Consider the following 16,552-nt stretch of genomic DNA (forward strand, 5'->3'; position numbering starts at 1 on the left):
ATAAAATTCAGAATTTAATAACAAGAAAACGAACAGTTCGTTTTCACTGTCCGCTTATTTTTTCTTGATAAACTGTTGCGTCCAAAGGATAGCTTCTTTTACAAACCCAACGCCGATATGGGTGAAATCGGGATTTAAAATATTCTCTCGATGCCCTTCACTATTCATCCACGCTTCTACGACTTCTTCTGGGGTAAATTGCCCTCTAGCAATGTTCTCACCAGCTATTTGATACGATACGCCATATTGATCCATCATATCAAATGGGGAACCATAGGTAGGACTTGTATGATCAAAGTAATCCTTTTCCGCCATATCCTTCGACTTAGCTCTAGCAACCTCCCCCAGCTTGGTATCTACTGATAACGGTGCTAGACCGTGCTTTTCCCTTTCTTGATTGGTTAGGTCCACGACTTGTTGTTCATAGGTAGACTCGTTAACTGATTGATCTAATTTTTTTATAAATTGCTGTGTCCAATGATAGCCCTCTTGCGTAAAGCCCACTCCAATGTGAGTAAAATCAGGGTGAAGAATATTTTGCCGATGCCCTTTACTATCCATCCAGGCCTGGACTACTTCTTGTGGTGAGGTTTGCCCCTTCGCGATATTTTCTCCTGCTGAATAATACGTGATTCCAAAACTTTCGATCATGTCGAATGGGGAACCATAGGTTGGACTTTCATGAGAAAAATAATTTTCTGTTGCCATATCCACCGATTTTCTTCGTGCTACCTCCGACAACTGATTATCTAGCTGAAGAGGAGCAAGCCCGGCTCTTTCTCGCTCTATATTGGTCAGTCGAATAACCTCTTGTTCAAACTCCCTTTGACTTATCTTAGTAGTTTGGTCAGTTTTTTCTTCTGGCTGTTTCTCTGTCGGTTTTTCCACCTTATCCTTCGTCGCGGGGCCTTGGGTAGGAGGTGCTGCTTGTTGTTCTTTTTGCTGGGAACCTTGCTTTATTTTCGTATGCTTTGCCTCTTGTTTTACCTCTTCCTTTTCCGCTCTCCATGCAAGTGTTAGGTTATTCAATTCTTTCCAGTCTATATTTGCTATTCTTTTTCCTTGTTCGCCTCTATTTAGTTGGAAATATTCATGTAATGAGGAAGCCGTATGCTTATAGAAGGTGCCCTCCTTGAAGTAATAGCGATAGATTTCTGTATCTTCAGCATCGACTAATTTTGGCATAATAAATAATATACATGTCAGGACGAGTAACCCTATATGTACTGTTTTCCCTTTCATAATTAGCTCCCCTTTTCATTATCATTTCCCGTTTCGACACGTTCTGAGTTTATTATCTCACATCCTGTCGTTCTTGAAATTTCCAGTTTTATTACATTCGACAAAAAATGTAAAGGAAATGAAACTTGTATTTACTCCTATTTTGTCTTATTTTTATATAGTGACACTAATATATTGTGGTAATGGATATCGAACTAATTATTCTTGATAATGTAAGAGAGTTTGTAGATACTAAAAACATGTCTATTAACACCCATAATTTATTTGTCGAAATAGAAGATTATATTATATAGTAAGACTAATCGTCATCAATGGAGGAACTAATTATGTTTTCTAATGCAGAAATCGGAATTGATTTAGGTACTGCTAATATACTTATCTATGCTAAAAATAAAGGCATTATCTTAAACGAGCCATCAGTTGTGGCAATTGATATAAATACAAAGCAAGTCGTAGCTGTTGGTACGGAAGCAAAAGAAATGATCGGTAAAACACCAAGAAATATCGTACCAATTCGCCCACTAAAAGACGGCGTTATTGCTGACTACGATGTTACGGCTCAAATGTTAAAGGCTTTCTTAAAGAAAGTAAGCAAGAAGCTAGGCATGTCTATGCGTAAACCAAACGTAGTGGTATGTACACCATCTGGTAGTACAACTGTGGAAAGAAGAGCTATTCATAATGCAGTAACTAGCTATGGTGCGAAGCAAGTTCATTTAATAGAAGAGCCTGTAGCTGCTGCTATTGGATCAGATTTACCAGTTGATGAACCAATTGCAAACGTAATCGTAGATATCGGTGGTGGTACTGCTGAAATCGGAATCATCTCTCTTGGTGGAGTTGTATCCTCTAGCTCTGTGCGTGTTGGTGGAGATAAAATGGATGAAGAGATTATCCAATACATCCGCAAGAAATACAATATTCTAATCGGTGAACGTACCGCTGAAAATGTAAAAATGGAAATCGGTTACGCTCACGAAAATCATAAAGAAGAATTTATAGATGTTCGTGGTCGTGATATGGTAACCGGGTTACCAAAAACAATTTCTATTTCATCTAAAGAAGTTTATGAAGCAATTAGCGAATCACTAGAGCAAATTTTACAAGCTATCCGTGTAACTTTAGAAAACTGTCCACCAGAATTAAGTGGTGACATCGTAGATCACGGTATTGTCATTACTGGTGGAGGATCATTGCTAAAAGGCATGCAAGAATGGCTAGCACATGAGCTATCTGTACCTGTTCATCTTGCACCAAACCCACTAGAATCCGTGGCCATCGGTACCGGAAAAGCAATCAAAATGATCTCTAAGCTTGAAAAAGCTGCGAAGTAATAAAGCGGGGGCACATGCTCCCGTGTTTTATTTTGGAGTTTGGTAGGGATGAGTTAATCTTGGTTTGGTTTGGGAGCATGTTTTCGGGTATTGGGACTATATTAACTTAAGTTGGGCGCATTTTCCGGTTGGATGGGTCTATTTTGGCTTGGGTTGGGCGCATTTTTTCGGGGATTGGGGCTATCTTAGCTTGAGTTGGGCGCATTTTCTCGGGGATTGGGGCTATCTTGGCTTGAGTTGGGCGCATCTTCTCGGGGATTGGGTCTATCTTTACTTGAGTTGGGCGCATCTCTCGGTTGATTGGGACCATCTTAACTTGAGTTGGGCTCATCTTCCAGTTAGTTGGGTCTATCTTAACTTGAATTGGGCTCATCTTCCGGTTAATTGGGTCTATCTTAACTTGAATTGGGCGCATCTCCACATCAAACGGGCCCATCTTAACTTAAGTTGGGCGCATCTCCCTGTCAAACGGGACTATCACTTCACATATTGGATCTGCTGCCCTATCATTCCTTCTCCCCCTAAAAGCTACAGCCTTCAAATTAACGTACAAAATTAACGATTACCTGTTTACAAATATTTCAGAATAAATTAAACTAAAGAAAAGAGTTATGTTAAAGCGCTTACACCGTTATCCCGCATGACCTTTTTTAACAGATTAATACACTTTACCTTACTGCCTAGCTTGTTCACAGTTCACGACCTGACCTGTTCCAACAAGCGATAAGCCAGTTCAACTTGAGTTACAGCACCAGCTGTGTTCATTTTGAATTGGCTTTTTTTATTATATTTTTCGCAAGTTAATTTCACCTATGGAAAAACAAAATGAGTACGAAGAAAGGAGTGTAGCTGTGTCAGGAGCTTTAGAGCATATACGAGTTCTTGATTTAACACGAGTTCTTGCTGGGCCATATTGTACGATGATACTAGGTGATTTAGGTGCTGAGGTTGTTAAAGTAGAGGCACCTGGTGGAAGTGATGAAACACGGAAATGGGGACCTCCTTTTCAAAAGGATGTGAGTGCCTATTACCTTTGTGCCAATCGGAACAAGAAAAGCATCACGGTAAACCTCAAAACTGATGAAGGCATTCAAACTATTAAAGAGTTAGTTAAAGAGTCTGATGTTGTCATTCATAATTTCAAGACTGGTACGATGGAGCGATTCGGGATTGATTATGATACCCTAGCCCACATTAATCCAAGGTTAATCTACTGTTCTATTACTGGATTCGGTGAAACTGGTCCCTATAAAGACTTACCAGGCTATGACTTTATTATTCAGGGCATGAGTGGATTAATGAGTATAACAGGAGATGAAGCATCTGGCCCACAAAAGGTGGGAGTGGCCATAACCGATATTTTAACAGGCCTGTATGCAGCGATCGGGATCCAGGCAGCGATTATTGAACGAAATCAATCTGGAAAAGGTCAAAAGCTAGACCTCTCTCTTTATGATTCGGCAGTAAGTGCCTTAATTAATATCGGCAGTAACTACTTAATGTCTGGAAAAATTCCTTCTAGACTCGGTAATCATCACGCCAACATCGTCCCTTACCAAACCTTCAATACAATGGATGGTGAAATGGTCATAGCGATTGGAAATGATAATCAGTTTAAAACATTTTGTACTATTTTAGGAAAAAAACAATATAGTGAAGATGACCGTTTTCGTACCAATCCTGCACGGGTTGCAAATCGAGACATATTAATCCCATTAATCCAGGAAATTCTAGTTACAAAACCGACTAGCTATTGGTTGGATCTATGTCATGAAAACAATATTCCATGTGGACCTATTCAAAACTTGAAGGAAGTTACCGAGGATCCACAGCTATCTGCTCGTGATATGTTCTTAGAAACCGAGCATCCAACTGCTGGCATCATTAAAATGATTGGCAGTCCATTAAAGCTTTCAAGGACACCCGTTACATTGAGATATCATCCTCCAAATGCTGGTGAGCATAACGAGGAAATTTTACAATCTATCAAAACTAATCTGAATCAGGAGTGATCAAGGATGAATTTTAATTTTACTGAAGAGCAAAATATGTTGCGTGAAACGGTTAGAAGCTTCGTAGATAAGGAGATTATGCCCTATATTGCGGATTGGGATCGAGAGGGACAGTTTGACCAAAATATATACAATCGTTTAGCTGAGCTTGGTCTAATGGGGGTTTGTATACCGGAAGAATATGGTGGAAGTGGAATGGACTATAATGCCCTTGCTATTGTATGTGAGGAATTAGAACGTGGAGACACTGCATTCCGTACGGCAGTATCTGTTCATACCGGATTAAACTCTATGACGCTATTACAATGGGGTACAGAAGAACAAAAGCAAAAGTATCTTACACCACAAGCTAAGGGAGAAAAAATCGGTGCTTTCGGTTTAACTGAGCCAGGTGCAGGCTCTGATGTTGCTTCCCTGCAGTCCACTGCCATTAAAGATGGCGATTACTATATTTTAAATGGGCAAAAAACTTGGATTTCCTTATGTGACGTTGCTGACCATTTCCTAGTATTTGCCTATACCGATAAATCGAAGAAACACCACGGAATTTCTGCCTTTATCGTGGAAAGAACATGGGAGGGCTTTTCTTCAAAAGCAATCAAAGGAAAACATGGTATCCGCTCTGGTAATACGGGAGAACTTTTCTTCGATAATGTAAAGGTTCCTGCTGAAAATTTACTTGGTGAAGAAGGTGAAGGATTCAAAATTGCCATGTCTGCATTAGATAATGGGCGCTTCACGGTTGCCGCTGGTGCTGTTGGACAAATAATGGCGTGTCTTGAAGCAAGTGTGAAATATTGCCATGAGCGGGAAACATTTGGCAAGCCGATTGGCCGTCATCAATTAGTACAACAAATGATTGCCAAAATGGAAGCCGGACTTCAAATGAGCCGATTACTTGTATATCGTGCTGGAGAGCTTAAAAATGAAGGGAAACGTAATACAAGAGAAACATCTCTAGCAAAATGGCAAGCTTGTGATTTCGCCAATCGAGCTGCCGATGATGCCATGCAGATTCACGGTGCATATGGATATTCTGATGAATATCCAGTTGAACGCTACCTACGAAACTCTAAAGCTCCAGTTATTTATGAAGGAACTCGCGAAATTCATACTATTATGCAAGCAGAATATGTACTTGGATATCGAAAAGATAAACCATTAAATAAAATGCTCCCTGCCTGGAACCCAGATAAAGAACTAGTATAAAGCGTCCAAGTGCGCACCTACTAATTACTGCATAATTGTAGGTGCGCTCTGCTTATGGTTAGTTAAATGCTTCTTAAGGCAATGAGCATATGGGCCCGTGTTGGTGGGAGATGCGCCTTATTTTGCGGTTTATGTGACCTTGTGGGGCGTGCTTGTGACCTTATTTAGCGCGCATGTGACCTTAAATGGTTTACATGTGACCTGTTCCCGTTTGCTTGTGACCTTAATCGGTTTACTTGTGACCTGTTCCCGTTCACTTGCGACCTTAATCAGTTTACATGTGACCATTTTCAATACGCTTGCGACCTTGAGCAATTTACATGTGTCCATTACCAGTATACTTGTGACCTTGATCAACCAACAGGTGCCCGAATTGGGTGTTCTTACACCCTGCCATGTTATAATAGATTTGAACTGGGCTATATTTGCCCTATTGGTGTCGCGAATTTTTAATAATGGGGGAGGAATAACATGATTTCTACATTAACCAAAAGTATTTACATTAATGGTGAGTGGCGTGAAGTTGATTCATCCAAGACACATACCGTTTACAATCCAGCAACATTAGAACCGATTACAGAGGTAGCTTATGGCGGTATGGAAGAAACAAAAGAGGCAATTGAGGCTGCTTCGAATGCATTTCCAGTTTGGAGTGAAATGACGGGTAGACAGCGTTCTCGTGTATTGTACAAAGCTGCTGAGTTGATGCGAAAAGATGCTAAGCGCCTTGGTGAAATTTTAACAAAAGAGCAAGGTAAACCATTAGCTGAAGCGATTGGAGAAGTAAAAGGTGCTGCAGGATTTTTACTTTGGTATGCTGAAGAGGCGTCACGTGGTTACGGGGAATGGATTCCTTCATCGGTTAAAACGAAGCGTATGCTAGTAGTACCTAAGCCAATTGGTGTTGTTGGAGCGATTACACCGTGGAACTTCCCATCTTCCATGATTACTCGGAAATTAGGTCCAGCACTAGCTGCAGGATGTACAGTTGTGTTAAAGCCCTCACCTGAAACACCACTGTCTGCTATTGAAATTGTAAAGATTTTTGAAGAAGCAGGAATGCCAGCTGGAGTCGTCAATCTAGTTACTGGTGATGCTCAAGCAATTGGAAAAGAAATGCTTACTAATAAAGAGGTTAAACTCATAACGTTTACTGGTTCTACTGCGGTCGGAAAATACTTAATGCGTGAAGCTGCAGATCAAGTGAAAAAAGTGTCGCTAGAGCTTGGAGGACACGCACCAATTATTGCGTTTGAGGATGCGGATTTGGATAAAGCTACTACACTATCCTTAGCAAGTAAATTCCGTAATAATGGGCAAACTTGTATTTGTGCGAATCGTTTATATGTTCATGAGTCTATTGCGGACGAATTTACTGCTTTATTAAAAGAAAAGCTTGAAAAAATGAAGGTTGGAAATGGTTTAGATGAGGGTGTGGACCTAGGTCCATTAATTAGTGAACAAGCACGAGAAAAGGTCGAAAGTCATCTACATGATGCGCTAGAGAAAGGTGCTGAAATTGTTGCAGGAGGCAATAAATGGGATGGAGAGCTAAAAGGTTATTTCTGCCCACCAACCATTGTTAAAAACGCAACCGACGACATGAAGGTCATGCGTGAAGAAACCTTTGGTCCTCTCTTCCCTATTCAAACCTTTACGGATGAAGCAGAAGTTATCCAAAAGGCGAATAATACAGACTATGGTTTAGCTGCTTATATTTTCACTGAGAATACTAGTCGAACATTGCGCGTTGCTGAAAAACTTGAATATGGCATGGTCGGTGTGAACGATGTCTTCCCTTCTGTTCCTGAAGCACCATTTGGTGGAATCAAGCAATCTGGTAACGGTAAAGAAGGCGGCCATCATGGTATGAGTGAATTTTTAGAAGAAAAATTAATCTCGATTGCGATTGATTAACGTGAACTACTCCCACCACTTACCCCCCTTACGGGTTGCTTGAAGTGGGGGCTTCTTGGGTAATCGCCACTTTTGATAGCTGACGAAATTGACCAAGCTAACCCTCTTGTTCCAAGAGTTTATATTTTCATTAGGCACTTGCTAATAAGCGAATGCCTTCTTTTTTGATATTGAGTGCTGAATTATAATCTCTATCAAGGTTTAGTCCACAATCACATCGATAAGTGCGCTCTGATAATTTGATTTCTTTTACAGAACCACAGTTAGAGCAAGTTTTTGTAGAGGGAAACCATTTATCTATTTTGATAAGTTGTTTCCCTTGTTCATTTAGTTTGTACTGCAAGAAAGAAGTGAACATTCCCCAACCATTATCAGCTACGCTTTTCCCAAATTTAAGCGCTTGTGACATGCCTTTCATATCCAAATCTTCAATCACAACCGCATCATAATTCGTTACTAATTCTTTTGATTGATGATGAAGGAAATTCTTGCGCTGATTGGCGACTTTCTCTTGAATTTTAGCTACTCGAATACGTTGTTTATGCCAATTGGAAGAACCTTTCTTCTTACGAGACAATTTACGCTGTTCTTTTGCTAATTTCTCAAGCATTTGTCGATAAAACTTAGGGTAATTGGCTTTCTTACCCTCACTATCGACAAATAAACCATTCATCGCAAAATCTAACCCAACTATTTTTTCAATTTCTTTACGTTCCATTTTCTTTTCGTACTCTGTCAAAATGGAAATATAGTATTTTCCTGATGCGGTCATAGATAGGGTGCAAGATTTGATTTTTTGGTCAGAAGGAATTTCTCGATGTTGCTTGATTTTGACCTTTTTCAGTTTAGGTAATTTAATATGACCATCAAGCAATTGAATATTACCGTTTACGACATTCGTTGTGTAGCTTTGTTTGTGTCGTTTACTTTTGAACTTTGGGAACTTGGCATTACCTTTGAAGAAGGCTTTATATGCCTTATCTAAGTTTAGTTGAGCGTTTGCCAACGCTAAAGAATCTACTTCCTTTAGCCATTCAAATTCCTTTTTATATTTAGCAGGAGTAGGATGTTTTATCTTTTTCAAGGCTTCCTTATCATCTTTTAGGCTTTCATACGTTTCTTTACGTTCGGCTAACATTTTATTATAGATAAACCGAACACAACCAAATGTTTTGCGCATCATCAAAGCCTGTTCATCTGTTGGATATATTCTGAACTTGTACGCTTTATTTTGTTTAGTTATATCAAATCACCTCACTTTATCCCTTGATTTTCAATATATTTTTTCACCACTTCTATAGGTGAACCACCTGTGGTCAACAAACAAAAACTTCTTGACCAAAACATTTCTTTCCATAACTTTTTACGAACATGGGGAAAATCCTTCTTGATAAGTCTTGAACTGGCACTTTTATAGGCATTGATGAATTTCGACAATTCACTGTTAGGGTGTGCTTTGAACAGAATATGAACATGGTCCATATCGTGGTTCCATTCAACTAATGTGATATTATATTTTTCACTCAATGACACAAATTTATCTTTGGCATAATCCGAAATCGTATCATCTATTACTTTTCTTCGATACTTCACGACTAACACAAGATGGTAATACATCAAGAATACTGAATGATTGTTTCCGTCTAATTTCATTGTTATATCAATCCTTACACTTAATAAGACTGATTATACCATATGGAGAAAAAAGATAAAATAAAAAAACCTTTGGGCTGTCGCCCAACCGAAATTCATCTCCCCCTTACCGTTGGGCTACGCCCTTCACACGCTTGAAGAGGGAGACTTCTTTCGGAAGTGCGTTAAAAAATCGGCTATAGTCAACTACTATAGCCAGTTTTTTGTATGTATCCCATTGTTGACACCTCTATAATTCCGCTATTATTCTATCCGCTTCTTCCGCTAATCTCATCTGTACTTCTACTATCGTCATATATTTTTCTATAACCTCATCCAAATCATTTGTAGTGCTATTCGCAAGTAGTTTCATTAATTTAGGCATTTCCCAAGCACTTCGGAAGGCGACAGAGAGATAGAATCCAAGTTTCGGTAATAAAGGATTCCCCTTCCATCCCGTCAGCCTTAGTCCTTCTAAATATTCATCAAATAACCGCTCTTGATAATACCAAGCCTCATGGATTGGTATATCATCATTGCTTATAGCAACTCCAAACATTTTTCCTAGATCCTCACCTAGCCCAGAAACACTAAAATACTGCCAATCAATTACGGTTAATTCTCTATTCAAATACATATTTTGTTTACTTAAATCATGATGAGAAACTACTCTAGGCAGCGTCTTTAATATGTGAAAATAATGATTCTGATGTTGTCTTAACGATAGGTAAGAATTCCATTTTTTATCAACCGATTTATAGCGTCCTTTTACTATTGGGTAATAACTACTTGCGTCTGGTGCATATCGGTCACAGCCAGCAACCCACGACGCTAACCATTCCTGGCAAATCCAGTCCTCTTTTGGTAAGGGGATTTCCCCAGTGGCGTACCCTCCATGGAATAATCCGATCTTATGGGCAATGAGGGAAAATTGCTCCATAGACCAGGAAGCAAGATTACTCTCTTTCACTTCTTCCATCCAAAGCCAAATCTCTGAATCTGATTTTTCTTCTACTACATAACATTGAGGAACTTGGATAAGAGGTGGAATATGGTTTAAGACCCCTGATTGATATACCAATGCTTCTCTCTTCCAATAATTAAAGTGCGCTTGATCATTCTTTTCCTCTGATTCTGGCTGAATAATTTTTAAAAACAATGACCATGGATAATCAACCTCTCCACTTTTAGCATTTCCCCGAACTTGATATAGTCCAGCCGTCGTAAAATTTTTCTTTTTAATAGAAAATGGACTAATCTTCCAATCTGTAATAACTAATTCCGCTTTATTTAATTCCTTTTCGACACATTGATGTAGTACCCCTATGGCTACTTGCAACCTCATCGTCTGTGTGGAGTGCATATAATTTACCCCTTACCTTCTCTCATATTTTCTACTTCACCTTTGATAAAATCACATAGAAGAAAAAGTTCTTCATAAGTGAGCCTATCTAACTTCTTTTCACCCGTATAACACGCTACTACTTTATGTATGGTATCCTGTAAATTCTTTGGCAAATGGGATAGGGCCCATTGACCTGCTTCTAGCTTTGATGAGATGATTCCCTCTTTCAAGTACCAGTACACTCTTAGCAAGTTCAAAGTACAATAAATCGGATCGTCTTCTATATTCGCTAAACAATCTTCAAAGTCTCCCATGATCGAGGCAATATAGTCAGACTTTGGTACAGGTGGGAATACATTATCAATTGGCTCCCCTCTTAAACAAATTCCACGGTGATGGAGTATGGTAATATGTGCAGCTAAGTCTGGATCTACTTTCTTTTCTTCATTCAAATAATGAAACGTATGCTTATGCAAATCATCCTTATAGCGACCTCGCCAGAATTCACTATAGTGAAATTCAAATGGACAAGGATGGTTCCAGCTTCTTAATGACTCAGCATGTAGAATACTTAGTTCCACTGGATAAGGAAAATTAGATAGATCTAATAATATTCGTGCTAAATCTCGCTTTTCTTCTATAGCTAGAGAGTCCTTCGTAACAAAAAGTAGATCAATATCACTCTGACTCGGATTAAATCCCCCCATTGCTAAAGACCCATGAAGATAGCTACCTACAACATTTTCTCCAATCCGCTCATTGATTCTTAATTGCAAGTTATCGACAAAGTCCTTGACCTTAGCTGGACATGTTTTCCATGAATAAGACATACCCGCTTCCCCCGATCTTTATTTATAATTAGACAACCAGGCCTCCACTATCTCAATAAAAAGTTTCTCTTTCCAAAGTAACAATGTATGTAATTCACCTTTTTCCAGAATATAGTCTTGAAACATACAATCTGCGATATAATAACCGAGTCGATTAAAACCAAAATGATTACCACCATTAATCGAAAACCATTCCTTAAAAATCTCATTACTAGCTGTTCCACTATGCATGTCTCTTATAAATGTTTGAATTATCTCTTGTTTATTCCCTTTAGCAAATTCAAGCCAATCATCTTCACCATATTTATAGGAAAAATATATTGACTCATCGAGGCCCGGAACAATCTGCTTAGAAAAATGTGTTGCTGCTCCTTCTTGTAATAACCAAGTATACGGATGATTCCAATTGACAGATTTCCAATCTATTTCATGGTTATTCGAGAAAATATTATGAGCAGCATGTCCAAACTCGTGTGCAATAATGACTTGAAGAGGCTCTTTCTCATACGTGAGTCTCTCCATAGCAAACGTTATATCAGGTATAATCTGTCGATGGGTGTATGCATTAGAACCATATGCACCTATGATTAGATTTACACTAATTGGAAATTCAAGCTGATATACTTTCTTATATTTTTCTACCGTAGTTTCAATAAGACTAGCAATACGTTCATGGACTAAAGTAATAGAATCCCAGTCCGTGCGATACTTCAGTATAGCTTGATGTAATCGCTCATCCGTGTTTTTGCAATGAATTGGAAAGTATGCGTTAAAAATTTTATGATACGTATCGTAGTATGCTCGTAGATTCTCTATTGAAGGATTAGCAGGAAATGTGTCAAACGTATCCACGATTCTCATCGTTAAATCCCTCCTCCCATTGTCTTTCAACATAGTTATATTAAGATTACCTCCATTCTAACAAACGCCCTACACATTTAATAGACTAATGGAAATTTTTAAACAAAGAAAAACGCATAGACAAATATGCGTTCAATAGAATAACAGCTTTATAACGAGGCACTTTTTTTCTTTTCTAAATATAACTCATACTGCTTATGCAAATCTTTCAAAGCCGAAACAATGGCATTTCCCGCTTTCCCCATATAATGTCGTTTTACTGTTTGAATTGGTTCATCGATACCATCTTGCAGACTGTAGCCCCGCAATAAATATTGCACAAAGTCACGACCATGCTCAGTTGCCAGGGTACAACTTGCTGCAACAATTACACCATATTTCCGGTCAATTTCCGCGGTGATGGTTAAGGTTTCAAACATATTTTGTGCAGCCATACCGGATGGTAATCTAGCATGCCCTGCAATAAAAACGGTATTCATGTTGAATCAACAACTCCTTGGACAAAGCCTCGAAATCCTAGTTTTCTAGATATTCGTGCGGCTGTTTCTTCTGTTTTGGTTTTTATTTGTTGTAAATTATCTCCTTCAAAATAAGTGGATAGACCACTCACTGTAAGTGCAGCAATTACATTATTCCGATAGTCATAAATCGGATAAGATATTCCAGTCGTATTCTCATCCTGCTCCCCAATACTATAGGAATATCCTTCCGTTCGAATACGTCTTAGTTCTTTTTCCATTTTTTCTCGATTAATGGTAGTACCGGCAAGATTTAAGATTTCTTCTTGCTTCTGTTCTGGAATATGTGCTAATAATAGCTTCGGGCCAGATCCAATATAAAGTGGTGAGCTCTTACCAATCCGTGTATAGAGCCGAATCGCTTTATTACTTTCTACCTTTTCTATATACGTTGCCTCTTGATGATTTAGCACGACAAGATGAACTGCCTCTTGAATATCATAAGCAAGCTTCTCCATATAAGGATAAGCAATTCTTCTGACCTCCAATTGGTCAGAAACTAATTGTCCGAGCTCTAGCAACTTTAACCCTAATCGATAACGGCTATCGTGTTCATTCTCTTTTATTTTATAAACATAATTCATTGCTTCTAATGCTGACAATAACCGGTAAGCAGTAGGCTTAGGGAGATTGGCTCGGTTAGCAATATCTTTTAAGGACAATTCATAGTTTTTCTCATCAAATAAATTTAATAGCTTTAGTGCTTTTATGACACTTTGATTCATCTCAATTCTCCTTGCAAGCTACAATTAGAAAAATTCCCCTCTGCCTAAACAGAGGGTTAATATTCATTAGCTTTTCACCTTGGAGTCTTCTTTTATTACGGTTTCTTTAATATGAACATCACGCTTTGCCATTTCCTTAATATAAATGTCTCCTGGTACACTTCTCTCTGGAGGGTAGACGCCTTTTCTGGTGATTATTCCGCTTCCAATCATTTGCGCGACAACGGAAATCGTATTGGCAGTTGCTCTTGCCATTGCAGTTACGTTATGCTCTCTATCTTTAAATGTTGCCATTTCATATTCGTACGTAGTCTCTTCTCCGTCCTTTATACCAGACACGACAACACGAAGTAATACCGCATCATCCCTATCCCCAAGCTCTACAATAGGATCTAACACTTTTAGTAATACTTCTCTTGGCTTGACTTTTTGACCATGTAATTCAACCTCATAATCATTACGAGTAAGGTTTAAATCAACTAGTAACTTAAACTTCTCCGCATGGCCTGGATAACGTATCGTCTTATATTCTAAAGTATCCACATTAGGATAAGATATTGGTAATGTGGATGTTCCACCAGAAGTATGGAAAGCTTCTAATGGACCAAATTTTTCAAAATGAAGTCGTTCCACTTCAGATAAGGAAGGGATTTCTTGTTTCAAACCGTTACGGATAATTAGAGATGGATCGGTATAATGATCCAATAACCCTTCCATGGAAAACACATGAAAATATTCTAGTGGTGGTTCCGGCTTTACTGGAATTCCACCGACAAATAATCGAATCGATTTTACCTCATCTAATTTACTTGCCCCATATCCGGAAAGGATATTAATCATTCCTGGAGCAACACCTAAATCAGGAATCAGCGTTACACCTGCAACCTCCGCATCATCATGCATCTCTAACACTTTATCCGTTATGTGTCCTATATGCCCTCCAAGGTCTACAGAGTTCACACCAACTTGGATTGCTGTTTTGGCTACAATCTCGTTAAAGGAATAAAATAAGGCATTGATGATAACGTCGTATTGACGCATAAATTGTGCTAGTTCTGTTTCATTGGATGCATCTACTTGGAAGGCAGTTAGTTTTGGTGAATTAAGTTGATTTACTACATGTTGTGCACGTGCTAAGTCAATATCTGCAAGTCCAATAGCTGTGACTTGCTCACTTGCTGCTAGATCTCGTGCTGCTTCTTTTCCCATTAATCCTGATCCTAATACTCCTACTTTCATGTGATCACTCCTTATGTTCTTTTAAAAGTTGTATTTTATATCATTTCGCGAGTGGCTGGTGAACTCGTATAGTCCATCAGTGAGTCCACCAATACTGTTCTTTAACTCCACTCGCTTAGAGAAAACGCTTCGCATCAGTTCCTTCATAAAAAGAGGACCTTTCTCCTAGCTAAACGTATCGGTTACTCCACATCAATTTGTGCCCTTTGTAATTTACCGCTATAGTCCACGTATACGGATTTCCACTCTGTAAAGACGTCTAGCGCTTGGACGCCGGAGTCACGATGGCCGTTTCCTGTTCCCTTCGTTCCTCCAAATGGTAGGTGAATTTCTGCTCCGGTTGTTCCTGCATTGACATAGACTATGCCAGTGTCTAAATCGCGTTGTGCTTTGAATACGCGGTTTACGTCTCTAGTAAAGATGGAGCTGGACAGACCAAATGTCACACCATTATTCACTTCTATCGCTTCTTCAAAGCTCTTAACCGGAATTAACGAAACGACAGGACCAAAGATTTCTTCTTGTGCAATGCGCATGGAAGCAGTCGCATCGGTAAATAAGGTTGGTGCAAAGTAATTACCAGATGCATGATCTCCTTCTGTTAGTTCATAACCACCTGCTAGAAGCTTAGCCCCTTCTTCTTTACCAATCTCGATATACTTCTTAATCTTTTCAATTCCACCCTTATTAATAATTGGACCAACTTTGATGGATTCATCTAATCCATTACCAATCGTTAATGTTTCCATCGCAACTAATAAACGCTCTTCTAAAGCCTCTTTCACATCCTCATGAACAATGACACGGCTACATGCGGTACAACGTTGGCCGCTTGTTCCAAAGGCACTCCATAGAATCCCTTCAACGGCTAAATCAAGATCTGCATCATCCATAACGATTACAGCGTTCTTGCCACCCATTTCTAAGGAAACCTTTTTCAATTGACGTCCACATTCTGCCGCAATATTTCTTCCCACATCATTAGAGCCTGTAAAGGAAATAACTCGGATATCTTTATGATGCACCATTGCATTTCCAACCTCTGAACCACTTCCAAATACGACATTAATCACACCTTTAGGTAGACCTGCCTCTTCAAAAATCTTCGCTAGTTCATATGCCATGATTGGGGTTTCCGTTGCAGGCTTCCATACAACAGCATTACCAGCTACGATCGCAGGAAAGGACTTCCATGTCGCTATCGCAATTGGAAAATTCCAAGGAGTAATAATGCCGACAACTCCAATGGGAGCGCGCACACTCATAGCAAACTTATCCTTCAGCTCTGCAGGAGTGGTTTGGCCAAATAGACGTCTCCCTTCACCTGCCATATAAAATGCCATATCAATACCTTCCTGTACTTCCCCTCGTGCTTCCTCAATTACCTTTCCATTTTCCATTGTTAGTAGCTGAGAGATTTCTTCTTTTCTTTCTTTTAGAAGATAACCTACTCGATATAATACCTCCGCACGTTGTGGTGCTGGAATCATTGCCCACTCTTTTTGTGCCTTTTTAGCAGCTTGAACGGCTGCATCAACACTTGCTTGGTCTGATAATGGCACATCAAGTATTGCTTCCCCTGTTGCCGGGTTAATTACTGGCGTTGTCTTCTCTACCTCAACCCATTCTCCATTAATATAGTTTGCTAGTTTCTTCGTTTTTACTTCTACCATTTTCATAACCTCCTC

14 protein-coding genes and 2 pseudogenes are annotated in these 16,552 nt (G+C 39.2%); 4 read left to right on the plus strand and 12 right to left on the minus strand.

Features of this window, described 5'->3' with window-relative positions:
- Nucleotides 1-54: 54 nt before the first annotated feature.
- Together MKY78_RS05565 and MKY78_RS05570 are read right to left on the minus strand one after the other, a co-directional pair.
- A pseudogene (locus tag MKY78_RS05565) lies at nucleotides 55-438 on the minus strand (CAP domain-containing protein); the annotation flags it as partial.
- A 15-nt stretch (nucleotides 439-453) separates the two neighbouring features.
- A pseudogene (locus MKY78_RS05570) lies at nucleotides 454-861 on the minus strand (CAP domain-containing protein); the annotation flags it as partial.
- Nucleotides 862-1,568: 707 nt separating this feature from the next.
- Here MKY78_RS05570 and mreBH point away from each other — a divergent pair.
- On the plus strand, nucleotides 1,569-2,576 hold the full coding sequence (gene mreBH, locus MKY78_RS05575) for a rod-share determining protein MreBH (protein WP_339216838.1): 1,008 nt from the start codon (nucleotides 1,569-1,571) through the stop codon (nucleotides 2,574-2,576).
- Nucleotides 2,577-2,682: 106 nt separating this feature from the next.
- Here the strand turns inward: mreBH and MKY78_RS05580 are convergent, their stop codons facing one another.
- A complete protein-coding gene (locus tag MKY78_RS05580; protein WP_339216840.1) occupies nucleotides 2,683-3,012 on the minus strand; it encodes a hypothetical protein in 330 nt (109 codons plus the stop codon).
- 415 nt (nucleotides 3,013-3,427) lie between these two features.
- On the opposite strand from MKY78_RS05580, the gene MKY78_RS05585 reads away from it, so the two are divergent.
- The 3 genes from MKY78_RS05585 (at nucleotide 3,428) to MKY78_RS05595 (ending at nucleotide 7,714) form a co-directional block, all read left to right on the plus strand.
- Nucleotides 3,428-4,588: a CaiB/BaiF CoA-transferase family protein gene (locus MKY78_RS05585; protein WP_339216842.1), complete on the plus strand. Its 1,161-nt coding sequence runs from the start codon at nucleotides 3,428-3,430 to the stop codon at nucleotides 4,586-4,588.
- 6 nt (nucleotides 4,589-4,594) lie between these two features.
- Nucleotides 4,595-5,797 carry an acyl-CoA dehydrogenase family protein gene (locus MKY78_RS05590; RefSeq protein WP_339216843.1) on the plus strand — a complete coding sequence of 401 codons (1,203 nt, stop codon included), beginning with the start codon at nucleotides 4,595-4,597 and terminating at the stop codon, nucleotides 5,795-5,797.
- A gap of 471 nt (nucleotides 5,798-6,268) precedes the next feature.
- Complete coding sequence (locus MKY78_RS05595; RefSeq protein ID WP_339216844.1) at nucleotides 6,269-7,714, plus strand: NAD-dependent succinate-semialdehyde dehydrogenase; 1,446 nt, start codon at nucleotides 6,269-6,271, stop codon at nucleotides 7,712-7,714.
- 130 nt (nucleotides 7,715-7,844) lie between these two features.
- Here MKY78_RS05595 and MKY78_RS05600 read toward each other — a convergent pair whose 3' ends face one another.
- The 9 genes from MKY78_RS05600 to MKY78_RS05640 form a co-directional block, all read right to left on the minus strand.
- Nucleotides 7,845-8,957 carry an RNA-guided endonuclease TnpB family protein gene (locus tag MKY78_RS05600; RefSeq protein ID WP_339217842.1) on the minus strand — a complete coding sequence of 371 codons (1,113 nt, stop codon included), beginning with the start codon at nucleotides 8,955-8,957 and terminating at the stop codon, nucleotides 7,845-7,847.
- 11 nt (nucleotides 8,958-8,968) lie between these two features.
- A complete protein-coding gene (gene tnpA, locus MKY78_RS05605) occupies nucleotides 8,969-9,367 on the minus strand; it encodes an IS200/IS605 family transposase (RefSeq protein ID WP_339216846.1) in 399 nt (132 codons plus the stop codon).
- A 229-nt stretch (nucleotides 9,368-9,596) separates the two neighbouring features.
- The gene (locus MKY78_RS05610) at nucleotides 9,597-10,691 is read right to left on the minus strand and encodes a hypothetical protein (protein ID WP_339216847.1); all 1,095 of its coding nucleotides are present in this window, start codon (nucleotides 10,689-10,691) and stop codon (nucleotides 9,597-9,599) included.
- Between the two features lie 23 nt (nucleotides 10,692-10,714).
- Nucleotides 10,715-11,521, minus strand: a complete 807-nt coding sequence (locus tag MKY78_RS05615) for an aminoglycoside adenylyltransferase domain-containing protein (protein WP_339216848.1) — start codon at nucleotides 11,519-11,521, stop codon at nucleotides 10,715-10,717.
- 18 nt (nucleotides 11,522-11,539) lie between these two features.
- The gene (locus MKY78_RS05620) at nucleotides 11,540-12,382 is read right to left on the minus strand and encodes a hypothetical protein (protein WP_339216849.1); all 843 of its coding nucleotides are present in this window, start codon (nucleotides 12,380-12,382) and stop codon (nucleotides 11,540-11,542) included.
- Nucleotides 12,383-12,531: 149 nt separating this feature from the next.
- On the minus strand, nucleotides 12,532-12,861 hold the full coding sequence (locus MKY78_RS05625; protein WP_339216850.1) for a DUF3870 domain-containing protein: 330 nt from the start codon (nucleotides 12,859-12,861) through the stop codon (nucleotides 12,532-12,534).
- Complete coding sequence (locus tag MKY78_RS05630; protein WP_339216851.1) at nucleotides 12,858-13,625, minus strand: IclR family transcriptional regulator; 768 nt, start codon at nucleotides 13,623-13,625, stop codon at nucleotides 12,858-12,860. Before MKY78_RS05630 ends, MKY78_RS05625 begins: the two co-directional genes overlap by 4 nt.
- Nucleotides 13,626-13,691: 66 nt before the next feature.
- Nucleotides 13,692-14,864 (minus strand): saccharopine dehydrogenase C-terminal domain-containing protein, encoded by a 1,173-nt coding sequence (locus MKY78_RS05635; protein WP_339216852.1) that lies wholly within the window; start codon nucleotides 14,862-14,864, stop codon nucleotides 13,692-13,694.
- A gap of 182 nt (nucleotides 14,865-15,046) precedes the next feature.
- The gene (locus MKY78_RS05640; protein WP_339217844.1) at nucleotides 15,047-16,543 is read right to left on the minus strand and encodes an aldehyde dehydrogenase family protein; all 1,497 of its coding nucleotides are present in this window, start codon (nucleotides 16,541-16,543) and stop codon (nucleotides 15,047-15,049) included.
- Between the last annotated feature and the right edge of the window lie 9 nt (nucleotides 16,544-16,552).

It is taken from the genome of Ornithinibacillus sp. FSL M8-0202, assembly GCF_037975285.1.
Lineage (GTDB): Bacteria > Bacillota > Bacilli > Bacillales > Amphibacillaceae > Ornithinibacillus > Ornithinibacillus massiliensis.

What these genes read in the sequence shown, in the direction of transcription:
- mreBH (WP_339216838.1), top strand. Translation starts at nt 1,569, where the DNA reads ATGTTTTCTAATGCAGAAATCGGAATTGATTTAGGTACTGCTAATATA.
- MKY78_RS05580 (WP_339216840.1), bottom strand. Translation starts at nt 3,012, where the DNA reads ATGGGCCCGTTTGATGTGGAGATGCGCCCAATTCAAGTTAAGATAGAC.
- MKY78_RS05610 (WP_339216847.1), bottom strand. Translation starts at nt 10,691, where the DNA reads ATGAGGTTGCAAGTAGCCATAGGGGTACTACATCAATGTGTCGAAAAG.
- MKY78_RS05615 (WP_339216848.1), bottom strand. Translation starts at nt 11,521, where the DNA reads ATGTCTTATTCATGGAAAACATGTCCAGCTAAGGTCAAGGACTTTGTC.
- MKY78_RS05640 (WP_339217844.1), bottom strand. Translation starts at nt 16,543, where the DNA reads ATGAAAATGGTAGAAGTAAAAACGAAGAAACTAGCAAACTATATTAAT.
- MKY78_RS05590 (WP_339216843.1), top strand. Translation starts at nt 4,595, where the DNA reads ATGAATTTTAATTTTACTGAAGAGCAAAATATGTTGCGTGAAACGGTT.
- MKY78_RS05635 (WP_339216852.1), bottom strand. Translation starts at nt 14,864, where the DNA reads ATGAAAGTAGGAGTATTAGGATCAGGATTAATGGGAAAAGAAGCAGCA.
- MKY78_RS05595 (WP_339216844.1), top strand. Translation starts at nt 6,269, where the DNA reads ATGATTTCTACATTAACCAAAAGTATTTACATTAATGGTGAGTGGCGT.
- tnpA (WP_339216846.1), bottom strand. Translation starts at nt 9,367, where the DNA reads ATGAAATTAGACGGAAACAATCATTCAGTATTCTTGATGTATTACCAT.
- MKY78_RS05625 (WP_339216850.1), bottom strand. Translation starts at nt 12,861, where the DNA reads ATGAATACCGTTTTTATTGCAGGGCATGCTAGATTACCATCCGGTATG.
- MKY78_RS05620 (WP_339216849.1), bottom strand. Translation starts at nt 12,382, where the DNA reads ATGAGAATCGTGGATACGTTTGACACATTTCCTGCTAATCCTTCAATA.
- MKY78_RS05630 (WP_339216851.1), bottom strand. Translation starts at nt 13,625, where the DNA reads ATGAATCAAAGTGTCATAAAAGCACTAAAGCTATTAAATTTATTTGAT.